The sequence below is a fragment of the Chryseobacterium sp. UF-81 genome, assembly GCF_058245105.1.
The window spans coordinates 1-13,581 of record NZ_JBSIBX010000001.1 but is presented as its reverse complement, the minus strand read 5'-3'; the positions used below and the strand labels follow the sequence as shown (position 1 = coordinate 13,581).

The 13,581-nt window shown below is 38.1% G+C and carries 13 protein-coding genes; 6 read left to right on the top strand and 7 right to left on the bottom strand.

The window, feature by feature from the left end:
* Positions 1-15 precede the first annotated feature (15 nt).
* From AC4IFE_RS00065 to AC4IFE_RS00045, 5 genes are all read left to right on the top strand, one after another.
* Positions 16-1,683: a ribonucleoside-diphosphate reductase subunit alpha gene (locus AC4IFE_RS00065; protein WP_262510864.1), complete on the top strand. Its 1,668-nt coding sequence runs from the start codon at positions 16-18 to the stop codon at positions 1,681-1,683.
* A gap of 615 nt (positions 1,684-2,298) precedes the next feature.
* Positions 2,299-2,871 carry a phage tail-like protein gene (locus tag AC4IFE_RS00060; protein WP_490753914.1) on the top strand — a complete coding sequence of 191 codons (573 nt, stop codon included), beginning with the start codon at positions 2,299-2,301 and terminating at the stop codon, positions 2,869-2,871.
* Positions 2,872-2,877: 6 nt separating this feature from the next.
* The gene (locus AC4IFE_RS00055; RefSeq protein WP_490753913.1) at positions 2,878-4,446 is read left to right on the top strand and encodes a hypothetical protein; all 1,569 of its coding nucleotides are present in this window, start codon (positions 2,878-2,880) and stop codon (positions 4,444-4,446) included.
* 100 nt (positions 4,447-4,546) lie between these two features.
* A complete protein-coding gene (locus AC4IFE_RS00050) occupies positions 4,547-5,437 on the top strand; it encodes a DUF72 domain-containing protein (protein ID WP_490753911.1) in 891 nt (296 codons plus the stop codon).
* Positions 5,438-5,583: 146 nt separating this feature from the next.
* Positions 5,584-5,814: a hypothetical protein gene (locus tag AC4IFE_RS00045; RefSeq protein WP_490753909.1), complete on the top strand. Its 231-nt coding sequence runs from the start codon at positions 5,584-5,586 to the stop codon at positions 5,812-5,814.
* A 52-nt stretch (positions 5,815-5,866) separates the two neighbouring features.
* On the opposite strand, the gene AC4IFE_RS00040 is transcribed toward AC4IFE_RS00045, so the two are convergent.
* From AC4IFE_RS00040 to AC4IFE_RS00010, 7 genes are all read right to left on the bottom strand, one after another.
* Positions 5,867-6,460 carry a hypothetical protein gene (locus AC4IFE_RS00040; protein WP_490753907.1) on the bottom strand — a complete coding sequence of 198 codons (594 nt, stop codon included), beginning with the start codon at positions 6,458-6,460 and terminating at the stop codon, positions 5,867-5,869.
* A gap of 38 nt (positions 6,461-6,498) precedes the next feature.
* Complete coding sequence (locus AC4IFE_RS00035) at positions 6,499-7,143, bottom strand: HD domain-containing protein (RefSeq protein ID WP_490753906.1); 645 nt, start codon at positions 7,141-7,143, stop codon at positions 6,499-6,501.
* The gene (locus AC4IFE_RS00030; RefSeq protein ID WP_490753905.1) at positions 7,140-7,985 is read right to left on the bottom strand and encodes an alpha/beta hydrolase family protein; all 846 of its coding nucleotides are present in this window, start codon (positions 7,983-7,985) and stop codon (positions 7,140-7,142) included. Before AC4IFE_RS00030 ends, AC4IFE_RS00035 begins: the two co-directional genes overlap by 4 nt.
* Before the next feature lie 91 nt (positions 7,986-8,076).
* Complete coding sequence (locus tag AC4IFE_RS00025; RefSeq protein WP_490753904.1) at positions 8,077-8,967, bottom strand: ribokinase; 891 nt, start codon at positions 8,965-8,967, stop codon at positions 8,077-8,079.
* A gap of 66 nt (positions 8,968-9,033) precedes the next feature.
* Positions 9,034-9,669, bottom strand: coding sequence for a DUF4241 domain-containing protein (locus tag AC4IFE_RS00020; protein WP_490753903.1), 636 nt, complete (start codon positions 9,667-9,669; stop codon positions 9,034-9,036).
* 1 nt (position 9,670) lies between these two features.
* Positions 9,671-10,036, bottom strand: coding sequence for a GIY-YIG nuclease family protein (locus tag AC4IFE_RS00015; RefSeq protein WP_490754791.1), 366 nt, complete (start codon positions 10,034-10,036; stop codon positions 9,671-9,673).
* 68 nt (positions 10,037-10,104) lie between these two features.
* A complete protein-coding gene (locus AC4IFE_RS00010) occupies positions 10,105-12,720 on the bottom strand; it encodes a valine--tRNA ligase (RefSeq protein ID WP_490753902.1) in 2,616 nt (871 codons plus the stop codon).
* Between the two features lie 129 nt (positions 12,721-12,849).
* On the opposite strand from AC4IFE_RS00010, the gene AC4IFE_RS00005 reads away from it, so the two are divergent.
* Positions 12,850-13,314 carry a DUF1573 domain-containing protein gene (locus AC4IFE_RS00005; protein ID WP_080780350.1) on the top strand — a complete coding sequence of 155 codons (465 nt, stop codon included), beginning with the start codon at positions 12,850-12,852 and terminating at the stop codon, positions 13,312-13,314.
* Positions 13,315-13,581 lie beyond the last annotated feature (267 nt).

The following is a 13,581-nucleotide window of genomic DNA, read 5'->3' as shown; positions in this document are numbered from 1 at the left end:
CCGGAATTCGAAAATATAACATCTATGGAAGAACAAAATTCAAATATATGGTGGCTCAATGAAGAGTCTGAGCAGATGCTGAACAGAGGATATCTGTTAAAAGGGGAAACTGTGGACGGAGCCATTGACAGAATTACTACTGCAGCTGCAAAAAAATTATACAAGCCGGAATTACAACCCGCTTTCAAAGAAATGATCACCAAAGGATGGATCAGCTTCTCATCTCCTGTCTGGGCAAATATGGGAACACAGAGAGGTCTTCCTATCTCTTGTTTCAATGTTCACATTCCGGACAGCATCGAAGGGATTACCCACAAAATGGGGGAAGTGATCATGCAGACGAAAATCGGAGGCGGAACTTCAGGCTACTTCGGAGAGCTTAGAAACAGAGGTACTGCCGTAACGGATAACGGAAAATCTTCAGGAGCAGTTTCGTTCATGAAGTTATTTGATACTGCAATGGATGTAGTTTCTCAGGGAGGCGTAAGAAGAGGTGCTTTTGCTGCTTACCTGGATATTGACCATGGTGATATTGAAGAATTCTTATCAATCAAAGATATCGGAAGCCCGATCCAGAATTTATTTACAGGAATCTGCGTTCCTGATTACTGGATGCAGGATATGATTGACGGAGATATGGACAAGCGTAAAATCTGGGCAAGAGTTCTTGAAAGCCGTCAGCAGAAAGGTCTTCCGTATATTTTCTTCACGGATAATGTTAACAGAAACAAACCTCAGGTTTATAAGGATCTGGGAATGCCTGTCAATGCAAGTAACCTTTGCTCTGAGATCATGCTTCCTTCTACCAGAGAAGAATCTTTCATCTGCTGTCTGTCTTCCATGAACCTGGAATTGTATGATGAGTGGAAAGATACGGATGCAGTAAAACTGGCTGTTTATTTCCTGGATGCAGTTTTAACTGAATTCATCGAAAAAACAGAAGGAAACTACTACCTTCAGGGAGCCAGAAACTTTGCAATGCGCCACAGAGCGCTTGGATTGGGAGTTTTAGGGTACCATTCTTATTTACAGAAAAATATGATCCCGTTTGAAAGTTTTGAGGCGACTCAGTTCAATGCGAGAGCTTTCAAACATATCAAAGAGCAGGCAGAAACTGCTTCAAGAGAATTAGCCAACATCTACGGTGAACCTGAATTATTGAAAGGTTACGGATTGAGAAATACCACTACAATGGCTATTGCTCCTACCACTTCAAGTTCTGCCATTTTAGGACAGACTTCTCCGGGAATTGAGCCGTTTGCATCCAACTATTATAAAGCTGGTCTTGCCAAAGGAAACTTTATGCGTAAGAACAAATATTTAGCAAAATTACTGGAAGAAAAAGGACTTGACAACGAGGAAACCTGGAGAACGATCATGCTGAACCACGGTTCTGTACAGCATTTGAAAGAGCTTACCGATGAGGAGAAAGCAGTATTCAAAACGTTCAAAGAAATTTCTCCAATGGAGATTATTTCTCAGGCTGCTCAAAGACAGCAATATATTGACCAGGCACAGTCCCTGAACTTACAGATTCCATCTACAATGCCTGTAAAAGATGTCAATTACCTTTATATCGAGGCATGGAAAAAAGGAGTAAAAACGCTTTATTATCAAAGAAGCTCTTCTGTTTCTAAAGAAATGATGGTCAATTTTGTTACGTGTTCCGCTTGTGAAGCATAACAATTTGTAATCAACATCATATTAAGCACACTTTTTAGTGTGCTTTTTGTTTTCGTTAAAATTTTAACAAATTTTAACATTCCATTTGTAAAAACAAAAATTCTCAGTAATCCTTCATTAATACTGAAAATATTCACTCTATGTTCTCCAAAGGGTGAATCAAATGTCTATTGGTTCAATTCTCATTTATTATTTCTAATAATTTTACCTTACATTTGTTGAAAATTTACTAAAAACACAGATTCTAAATTAAAAAATTTAATATTAAGTCAGCAAGAAAAACGAATTGTTTGAATGTTATTAAAATGTATAAAGCAGACATGTTCTGAATAAGCATCACATAACTTAATATTAAACATTTATAATCAAAACAGTAATAATTGCAATAATTCATTTTAGATTAAAAAGAGAAATGAGGTATTCATAAAAACTATAAAAAAACACAAAATAGCTGGGCAAATGATGAATTTAAATTCAATAAAAATTTAAATTTAAAATTATCCATAAACAAATTTTATTTATAGCATAAAATAACCAAATTTTAATTAACAAGAAATTTACTATTGGCAAGAAATTTGTTAATAGTACAAAACACAAAAAAAAATTATTTCGAAAATGCACAAGATTATTACGTTAATTTTGGTAATGGCTTTCTGTACCATTACTGCTCAAGTGGGTATTAATACATCTACCCCTGATCCAAGCTCAGTTTTAGATATTACAAGCACTTCTAAAGGGCTTCTTTTACCAAGAATCAGCAATCTCGCAACAGTTACCAATCCAGCAACAGGCCTCGTTATTTTTGATACCAACAAAAAATGTATCAGTCAAAATGTAGGAACTCCTGCCACTCCGGACTGGGTATGTCTTTCTCCGTATGTAGCCAAGTTCTTCTACATGCCAAGTGTAGTTTTTGACACCACTACCCCTGCAACAGGACAGACAAAAGATTTGTATACTTTATATAAAAGCCAGTTTTCGAATATCCCGGCAAATGCAAGAAGTACATCTGCTCCGGCTTCTATTCCGTTTTTTCCAAACGCAACAGATCTGCACTATTATGTAACGGGCTATGATACTTCTGTTTTCAAAATAAACAGCATCAGCAGCACGGGCGTATTAAACTATGATGTCTTATCCAATGCTACTTCAGCATCTTTCATCAACATCGTATTTGTTGTAAAATAAGCAGCCATGAAAAAGAATTTTAAAGGGCTGTCTTGGATGAGCCTGCTTTTCGTTCTGCTTGCCAACTTCGCGTATGCGCAGACAGATAGTACTGAGGTAGCAAGTATTTATGGGTTTTATTCCTATTCAAGTTCGTTAATGAATGCTTCTTCGGCATCAGAACTTTCGATACAGGGAAGCGCCTCCCATACTTCTACAGGAGTACAGCTTACTCCCGCCAGCTCAAGCCAGTTCGGGGGATTGTTTATCAACGGAAGAACTTTTACTTCGGTAAACGGACTTCACGTGGAATTCGAATATGATATGAAAAACGGAACACCACTAAGCGGCACGTATGGAGATGGGCTATCTTTCTTTCTTTATGACGGATCTGTAACAAGTCCCACCATTGGAGCGCCAGGTGCCGGACTCGGGTATTCTTATAACAGAGCAAAAGATACTTATTCAACTCTGAGAAAGGCCGGTTTATCAGGAGCTTATCTGGGGATTGCTCTGGATGAATTCGGAAATTTCAAGTCCAAACGTTTTCAGGGAGATGCCAGAGTAAATGGTATTGCAGGGGTAACCTGGAGCCAGGCGACAAGCCATGTCACTTTAAGAGGGGCAATGGGGGCCGCAATCAATGCAAACGGATTAGGATTAGGATATACAGGATATCCCGTATTGGTTACCCGTTCTACCTTAAGCAACTCAGGTACGGTAGGCAGAATCCTGCAAACAGACAGAAGCTATCTTGCGACTTCCAATTCACTTACTTCTGTATTTGACCTTAGAAACAACGCCGGAGAATTCAGGAAGGTATATCTGGACCTGATTCCCCATTTTACAACTCCGACCACAACAGACGGGTTTGATATAAAAGTGGATATCCAGACTACACAAAACGGGACTCCTGTGAATGTTATCAATTATTACCACTACAAAACGTCAGTACCTTATACCGAGAATGCCAATCCTCAGACAACCGATTTTAATACTTCGGATGTTGAAGGAGCTGCTACCCCTCAAACTCTGAATGCAACCGTTCCTTCTGTTTTGAAGTTGGGCTTTGCAGCAGCTACGGGAGCAGCTTATCAACAGCATATTATCAGAAATGTAAAGCTTACTCTTCCTTATGCCGCTGTTGCCAATGACGATGTAGCTTCCACATGTAAGTTCCAACCGGTTAACATTCCGGTCCTGACTAATGATATAGCTTACAAAGGTGCCATCAGTATTACGACTCCACCAACCGGCAGCAGTTCTAATATTGACTATTCAACATTCAGCTTTACGAAAAACAATGATACAGATCTTACATTGTACCGTAAAAAAGTGACTCCGCAGGGAACATGGACTTATAATAAAACAACAGGTATTGTTACCTTTAATCCTTCAAGTGGATTTACAGGAACGGCAACGATGACTTATACGATAAAAGGAAGGACTTTAAAAGATTCAAACGGTAAGATCGTTGAACCTTATGGTGATACTGCTTACCGGTCTACTCCGGCTACGATCACTGTCAATTTAAAAACTACCGGATGTATCTATTCTGTTATTTCAAACAGAATGGTAACACAGGGGGTAAAATAAGACAATACTATTCAATGATAAAAGGCAATACAAAACCATAGAAATTTCTATGGTTTTTGTTTTATATTTGTTATACTCGTTTAATCTTAAAAATATAGATATGAAATTCGGCCAGGTAGAAGACCCGTCAACAATAGATTTTACACTTCCTAAAGATCATTCCCGAACCAAGGAAATTCTAAATCAAAATAAAAAAGGACTGGAAAATATTTCCATCGGATGTGCAAAATGGAACAAGACCGATCTCAAGGGATTTTATCCTAAAGGAACTAAGGACGAATTGACGTACTACGCCAAGCAGTTTAATTCTATAGAACTGAATGCTACTTTTTACGGAATGCCTACTCCGGAGCAAGTTGCGGTATGGAAAGAGAAAACACCTGAAAATTTTAAATTTTTCCCAAAGATCACCAACACGGTTTCCCATTTCAGAAGGCTGATTGACGTTACTGAGCCGGTAACCAGCTTTGCATCGGCCATCATGAATTTTGATCAGAAACTGGGAATGGCTTTTTTACAGCTTCATGATAATTTTAAACCTAAAGATTATGACAGGCTGGAAAAGTTTGTAAAAGACTGGCCCAAGGAAGTTCCTCTTGCCATTGAACTCCGCAATACGGAATGGTTCTCCGATGAAGAAATTTTCAATACAACCTGTGAGCTTTTTGAAGCCAACAACATTACCAATATTATTGTGGATACTGCCGGGAGAAGAGATATGCTCCATATGCGCCTCACTACTCCCAACGCTTTTATAAGATATGTGGGCGCCAATGCCGAAAGCGACTATGAAAGGCTGGACGACTGGATGAAACGTCTGACAAAATGGAAAAAGGAGGGTCTGCAAAATGTATATTTCTTTGTCCATCAGAATATTGAAAAAGCTTCTCCGCTGCTTTCCGCCTATTTTATTAAAAAGATGAATGAGGAGTGGAAAACAGATCTTCATATCCCGCAAATGGCTACTGATAATAACGGCACTCTGTTCTAATTACATTAACCAGATCAGTTTTTAATTATTGCATTTTTCAGCCAGATCCATAAAAAGACATCAAAAAGCTGTTTTGTTGAAAAAAAACAGTAAATTAGGGTATACTGATATTCATTATGAAGTACAGTATGTTAAAAACAAATGTCATGGAAAAAGAAATTTGCACAATCAGTATTGCTAGTACGTGGCTTGGTGATGAATATACGTTTTACGAAGACCACAAAATAAAAAGAGTTTACGATAACCATAGTCTGAGTTCCAACCGGACTGAATGGCTGGAAGCCCACCAGATCAGTAAACACAACAAAGACAAGCTGATTAAAAACTGTCCTGAAGAATTTAAGGAACAGGTCATGCAGATTCTTGACTATCCGTAATATAATGAGTAATGAGCCATAAGTAATGGGTAATATTTTAATTACCCATTACTTATGGCTTATTTTTTCTTAACAAAAGCACAAGGTTCAGGAAGAGAAGCAGGAGATCTAAGGATACCCAGATTCCCAGTTTTGCATTTTCATAGTTATAGGTTTCCACCTGTTTTTTTGCTGCTTCCGAAAGTTTTACACTTTGGTTGATATAGTTCTGGACTTCTACAATCTGGTCAATATTTTTGTTAGGGACAGCATGTTGGGAGAAATAGACCATATTCTTTTTACCCAAATATCCTATGATCCAGTATTCATCGGATTTGTCCATTTTAAGATATTCTATCCTGTAATATTCCGGACGTATTTTCCCTATATGTTTAGGTTCCAGATTTTGGATTTTGGCAGTATCCACATTGATCAGATAAAAATCCAGTGTCTGCGGAAGCTTATTGACCACCTGCAGTCCTACAGAATTATCTACAAAGCCTACCGCACTTTTTTTAATGAACCAGTAGGTAAACGTTGAGATTGAAAAAACCAGTGTAAGGATACGGAACAGCTTTACCCATTTTGCCAGCCTTCCCGATTTTACTTTAAATAAAATCAAAGAAAGAACACAAGCCCAAAAGATAACAAAAATGATAAATACCATACTGCAAAGATACTGATTTAAGATTTTTCAGAGGAATGTTAATCTACATTCCATTCCTTGTAGAACTGATCCAGGAATCCCAGCATATAATCATGTCTTTGCTGAGCGATCTCCTTCCCTTTTTCAGTATTCATCAGGTCTTTTAAAAGCAGAAGCTTTTCGTAGAAATGATTGATCGTTGTACCGTTGGATTTTTTATATTCATCTTTAGACATATTCAGGCTTGGCTGAATTTCCGGATCATACATCGGATTGTTTTTAAAGCCTCCGAAGTTGAATGTCCTTCCGATTCCGATAGCACCTATCGCATCTATACGGTCTGCATCCTGTACAATCTTAAGCTCAATCGGCAGTTCAGCCGGAACTTCGCTCCTGTTTTTAAACGAAATATTTTTAATGATAAATAAAACTTTTTCTATCACCTCTTCGGAAACCTGCTGCCCTTCCAAAAACTCTCTTGCTATTTTTGGAGCAATGGTTTCGTCTCCGTTATGAAATTTTGGATCTGCAATATCATGCAGCAATGCAGAAAGTTCCACAACTTCCTGATTACAGTCTTCTGATGCGGCTATTTTTTTCGACAGCTTCCATACTCTTTCAATGTGATACCAGTCGTGCCCGGCTTCAGCTCCTTTCAATTTTTCTTTTACAAATTCTACTGTGTTTTCGATCGTACTTTTCATTTATCTGCCAATTCGTTTAAAATAATATTCCAGAGTTTTTTGTTATAACTTCTAAAAAAATTGACGTGCCCGATCTCGTTTTTGTCAGATTCAGACGTTCTTATTAGCCTGTAGGTAGGTCTAAGATTGGGATATGTATTGTTTAAAAGGCTCAATACTCCTTTTTCAGTCAGCCATACATCGTCTTCTGCACGGATCACAAACACTTTTTGCGTCAATTTTTTAGAATAGTCATCAATTTTCTCCAACAGTCTGTTGGTTGATTTCCTGTTTAAAATTAAGGTTCTCCAGTCATATGCACAATTTTTTGGAAGACTTTCTCCGAGTCCAAACCAGTTTGCAGGGAAATAACCTAATAATCCGGTGGTTATGGGCTGAACAATACCAAAGCCAAGATAAGCCTCTACTTTTGTCCTGAGCTTCAGGTTTCCGACAAATGCATTCTGGGTTCCCACAAAAATGAATTCATCAAACATCTGGGAATCTTCATTCATGCCGAGAATCAAAGCCCCCACAGAATGTCCCAGACAGTATTTTTTATATTCCGGAAATTCTGTTTTAATATATTGGGTCAGTGTTTTATAATCTTTTGAACCCCAGATTCTCATGGAAGCTTTAAATCCTTTCATATTTTCCGGTTTTGACAGTCCTATCCCTCTGTAATCATAGGCAATGACCGTAAATCCATGTTCTGAAAAGAAATGGGCAAATGAGAAGTACACCTGCTGCTTCACACCTGTTGCAGAATTGATCAGAAGCAGTTTCCCGTTACTTTTCACAGGTCTGAAAAGATGAACTGCCAGAGGTATATGATCTTTTGTAATGAGCTCAAGTTTCTCCATACTATTAAAAAGAAAAAATCCACTATAAAAGTGGAGATTTTACTTATATTTTTATGTTAAGTTTACAACTTTCGATATGTGGCAAATAGCTTTAGGAAAGGAAATCCGACATTCTGGGAAGTCCCGTCTGTGAACCTTTCCCTCCGGAAACCCTTGAAGAAACTTCATTACCGAATTTCACGCAATCCTCGATAGAATTTCCGTGGCACAGTGCTACAGCAAATCCTGAAGTAAAGGCATCTCCCATTCCCATTTTGTAAACGGTCTCGTCTTTATCATTTCTATAGTACTTCATTTCTGTACCGTCAAAATAGATCGTTGAATTGGTATCGTCTCTTACGAAAACCTTGTTGAAATATTTCTTAAGGATCTCTTCTCTTTTATCTTCACCGAAAACAGTATGCAGTTCACTGCTTTTTGTCACAATAAAATCTACATTTTCTATAATTCCTTCACTGATTCTCATCGCCGGCGAGGCATAAAGGCCTACTTTTTTTCCATATTTTTTAGCTTTTCTGATCGCATATTCTACTACTTCCATAGCCACTTCAAGCTGAACAAGGACAAGATCCACACTGTTAAAGTAACGGTCTGCATCTTCCACATGCTGAATGCTGAGGCGCTTATTAGCGGCAGGAACCACTACAATAGCTGCATTTCCATGGCTGGTAGTTACATATGCTGTTCCCGTAGATTCCATATCGGTTTCATGGACAAAGCCTACATTTACACCTTCACCTACAAGATTTCTCATAATCTGCTGGCCAAGAGGATCCATCCCTACACATCCTATAAAATAGACACTGGCTCCCAGCCTTGCGGTTCCCACCGCCTGATTGGCTCCTTTTCCGCCAAAATAACTATCTGATTTGAGAGCCAAAACAGTTTCATTGGACTGAGGAATTTTTTCAGTTTCTAAAACGAGATCAATTGATGAGCTGCCTACTACAATAATTTTGGGTTGTTCTGATGAGAATTTCATTGGTGTTTTTATCTGAGTTTAATATAATGCTTTCAGAAAACTAGGTTTCAAAAATAACTAATTTAATTAACTTATCTCAATAAATTCTGTAATTATCTTCACAGGTTTTTGATCCTTATCGTAAGCAATATAGCTGGCATAAAAACCTTCGCCATATCCTGTTTCAAAGGCAAAAATTGTTCCGGGGTGCTCATCAGCAGGCTTCAGAAATGCATACTGATCTATAGCTCCTTTCTCATCGAAGAAATAGTCATGGAAAAATTCTTCATAGATCCCCATAAAATCTGCCCCTTTGCTGTGATACAACCTTTTTTCAAGTTCGTTAAGGCTCTGCTGGGTATCTACATCCATCAGGCATCCCATTCCACTTTCTACAGGGTACCCGAAAACTTCCTCTTCAGCAAGATCTTTAATATCCTGGCCTTCGGTGACAGCCATTTTCCAGTCTGTAATTTCTGAATTACTGAAAACTACTTCTGCATATGCAACACAGTTGCTTTCTCTTTCTTTATGCAGTAAAACAGAGAAATTTCCTTTTGGAAACTCTGTTGTAAAAGGCAGCATATCATTCGTGATCAAAGGATCACAGGCAACGAGCTTCCCACTGGAAAGGTAAAGTTTCCCTACTTCGAAGCTTTCCAGTAAAGGACTTTCAACGAAGTTTCTTGAGAATAGTTTTTTTATGTTGTCTATGTGTGTCATTTTAATTTTTGTTGTTTATACTTTCAGGCTGAGCGGAGTCGAAGCCTTTTTGATCTTGCTCCAAATTATCCGAATGACTTTTGTTTTTACAAACAGATAATTCTTTTAACTGTTCCCAGTTATCATTTATAATCGCTTCTTTTTTCTTTCGGCTCCATCCTTTCACTTGTTTTTCAAATAAAACAGCCTGCATACTGTCATTAAATTCACAAAAGAAGACCAATTCTACAGGTCTTCTTTTGTGTGTATAGCTTTCAGGAAATTTTCCAGACTGATGCTGATCCAATCTGACTTCAATATCATTGGTAACTCCTGTATAATAAGAGCCGTCGGAACATTTTAAAATATATACAAAATATTGTTTTATTTTAAGATATCAGGCTTCGACTCCGCTCAGCCTGACATTCCGACAAACTTACTGTCTATCTTTTAAATTTACAAGCTTTTCAGCTTCTCTTCTAAAATAGCAATTTTATCCTGAGCATCTTTCTGTTTCTGGCGTTCTATCTCTACAATTTCAGGCTTGGCATTGGCTACAAACTTTTCATTGGAAAGTTTCTTGTCCACAGAGATCAGGAATCCCTTTAAATAGGCTACTTCTTCTTCTGTCTTCTTTTTTTCCTCACCTAAATCTAAATTTTCGCTCAGAGGAATAGAAACTTCTGTTGCACTAACAAGGAATGTAAAGCTAGGCTTATCTGTTTTCGTCCCGAAATGAATTTCAGTAACATTGGCCAGTTTTCTGATCACCGCTTCATTTTCAAACTTTGAGGCACTTGTATAAACCTCAACAGCTTCTTTAGGTGAAATTCCTTTAGTCTGACGGTAGTTTCTTATTCCGGAAATGATTTCTTCAGCAGTTTCGAAGTTTTTGATGATTTCTTCATTAAATGCCCCGGCTTTTTTCTGCTGAGCAACAATTAAAGCTTCTTCTATGCTTCTCTCTGAAATAAGCTGCCAGATTTCTTCAGACTGGAATGGCATAAATGGATGAAGAAGTTTCATCAGCTCTTCAAAGTAACCGATTGTTTTCTGGTACACATCTTCAGAAATTCCTTCACCGTAATTGGGCTTCACTGCTTCCAGATACCATCCGCAGAAATCGTCCCAGATCAGTTTATAGATAAGATGCAGGGCATCAGAAATTCTGAACTTTTCAAACTGCTGCTCAATCTCTCCGATTGTTTTATTTAATTTATGCTCAAACCATTCGATTGCATTTTTATCTGAATCATTCAATGGTTTATTTTCTTTGTTCCATCCCTGAGTTAAACGGAATGCACTCCAGATTTTCGTCATAAAGTTTCTTCCCTGAAGCATCAGATCTTCGTCAAAAAGAAGGTCATTTCCTGCTGCTGAACTCAATAAGATTCCTACACGCACTCCATCTGCACCATATTTATCCATCAATTCAAGCGGGTCCGGAGAATTTCCTAAAGATTTTGACATCTTTCTTCTCTGTTTATCTCTTACAATTCCTGTAAAATAAACATTTTTGAACGGAACTTCTTTTCTGTATTCCAGTCCGGCCATGATCATTCTGGCTACCCAGAAGAAAATAATATCCGGTCCTGTAACCAGGTCAGAGGTAGGATAATAATAGTTGATATCCTTATTTTCAGAATCAAGCAGACCGTCAAATACAGACATCGGCCATAACCATGATGAGAACCAGGTATCAAGAGCGTCTTCGTCCTGTTTTAAGCTGTCAGCTGTCAGCTGTGCATTCCCTGTTTTTTGCTTTGCAATTTCTAAAGCCTCTTCTTGAGTTTCTGCAACAACAAAGTCATTTTCCCCATCTCCATAATAGAATGCCGGAATCTGCTGTCCCCACCAAAGCTGACGGGAAATATTCCAGTCGCGGATGTTCTCCATCCAGTGCTTATAGGTATTTTTGAACTTTTCCGGGTAGAACTTCACCTCATCATCCATTACTACATCCAGGGCAGGCTTGGCAATTTCAGACATTTTTAAGAACCACTGAACAGAAACCTTAGGCTCAATAACTGCGCCTGTTCTTTCTGAAGTTCCTACTTTATTTACATAATCTTCTGCTTTCAGTAAGAGATCTTTTTCCTGTAATTCTTTTGCAATCTGCTTTCTTACATCAAATCTGTTTTTCCCTGCATAATGTAAACCGTGCTCGTTAAGATTTCCGTCATCATCCAAAGCATCGATCATTTTCAGCTGATGCTTCTGCCCGATCTCATAGTCATTCGTATCATGGGCAGGCGTAATTTTCAACGCTCCGGTTCCGAATTCAATGTCTACATATTCGTCTTCGATGATAGGAATTACCCTGTCAACGATCGGTACGATTACATTCTTACCTTTCAGATGAGCATATCTTTCATCATTAGGGTTGATGCATACGGCAGTATCCCCGAAAATAGTTTCAGGACGTGTTGTAGCAACGGAAAGAAATTCTTCCGACCCTTCGATTTTATATTTAAGAAAATATAATTTCCCGTTCTGTTCTTTAAATATTACTTCTTCATCAGAAATATTGGTCTTTGCTTCCGGATCCCAGTTAACCATTCTGTAACCTCTGTAGATGAGTCCTTTATTGTATAGGTCTACAAAGCTTTTAATCACCTGTTGGGAAAGTTTTTCTTCCATGGTGAAACGGGTTCTGTCCCAGTCACATGAACATCCCAGCTTTTTCAGCTGCTCAAGGATTGTTCCTCCATATTTGTCGGTCCATTCCCAGGCATGTTTTAAGAATTCTTCACGGGTAATATCTGATTTACTGACCCCTTCAGACTTCAGTTTGGCAACAACTTTGGCTTCAGTGGCAATTGAAGCGTGATCTGTGCCCGGAATCCAGCAGGCATTAAAGCCCTGCATTCTTGCACGGCGGACGAGAACATCTTGAATGGTATTGTTCAGCATATGTCCCATGTGTAATATCCCCGTTACGTTTGGCGGAGGAATTACCACAGTATATGGTGGTTTCTCATTAGGTTCTGAATGGAAATATTTATTTTCCATCCAGAAGTTGTACCATTTCTGTTCAGTTTCCTGTGGATTGTACTTTTCTGAAATCTGCATAAAATTCTATTTCTTTTGCTTACAATTTGCAAAAATAGTCTAAAGAAAAAAAATTTTAAGTATGAATTAAAATAATTTTTAACTTTGTTTCTCGAAATTTATCTAACAAACATATTAACATTCAAGAATATGAAAAAATTAATTGCAGGAATTGCATTATTCGGAACATTTGCATTGGCATCTGCACAGACGATTACGTTTGACAAAACTACTTTTGACTATGGTACTATCAAGCCAAGTGCTGACGGTACAAGATTTTTCACAGTAACAAACACTGGTGACAAGCCTTTGATCCTTTCCAACGTAAAGCCTTCTTGCGGATGTACTACACCTGAGTTCAGCCAGGATCCAATCATGCCAGGAAAGTCTGCTAAGATTAAAGTAGGATACAACACTACTCTTAACGGACCTTTCAATAAAATGATTGAAGTTTTCTCTAATGACCCTGCTAACAGCAGAAGCGTAATCTACATCAAAGGAAATGTAGATGCTAATGCTCCTGAACCTAAGCCTTTAACAGCTGAAGAGCAGAAAGCAGCAGCAAAAGCTGAAAAGAAAGCAGCTAAACTTGCTAAAAAAGCAGCAGCAAAGTAATCTTTACTAAAAATAAAAAAACCGTCTTCATTTGGAGACGGTTTTTTTATTACATTTATGTCTAGTCCTGAAATATCGATACACAAAAAAAGAATCGTTATGGAAGAACATTTAGAACCCCGTTATGTCAAGCGTACTCAGAGAGATTACAATTTGAGTTTGAAGCTTCAAATTGTAAGAGAAATAGAAGCGGGAAAATCAGGAATTACCGACTGTCGGAAAAAATACGGTATACAAGCACGCTCTACAATTGTGAGTTGGCTTAGA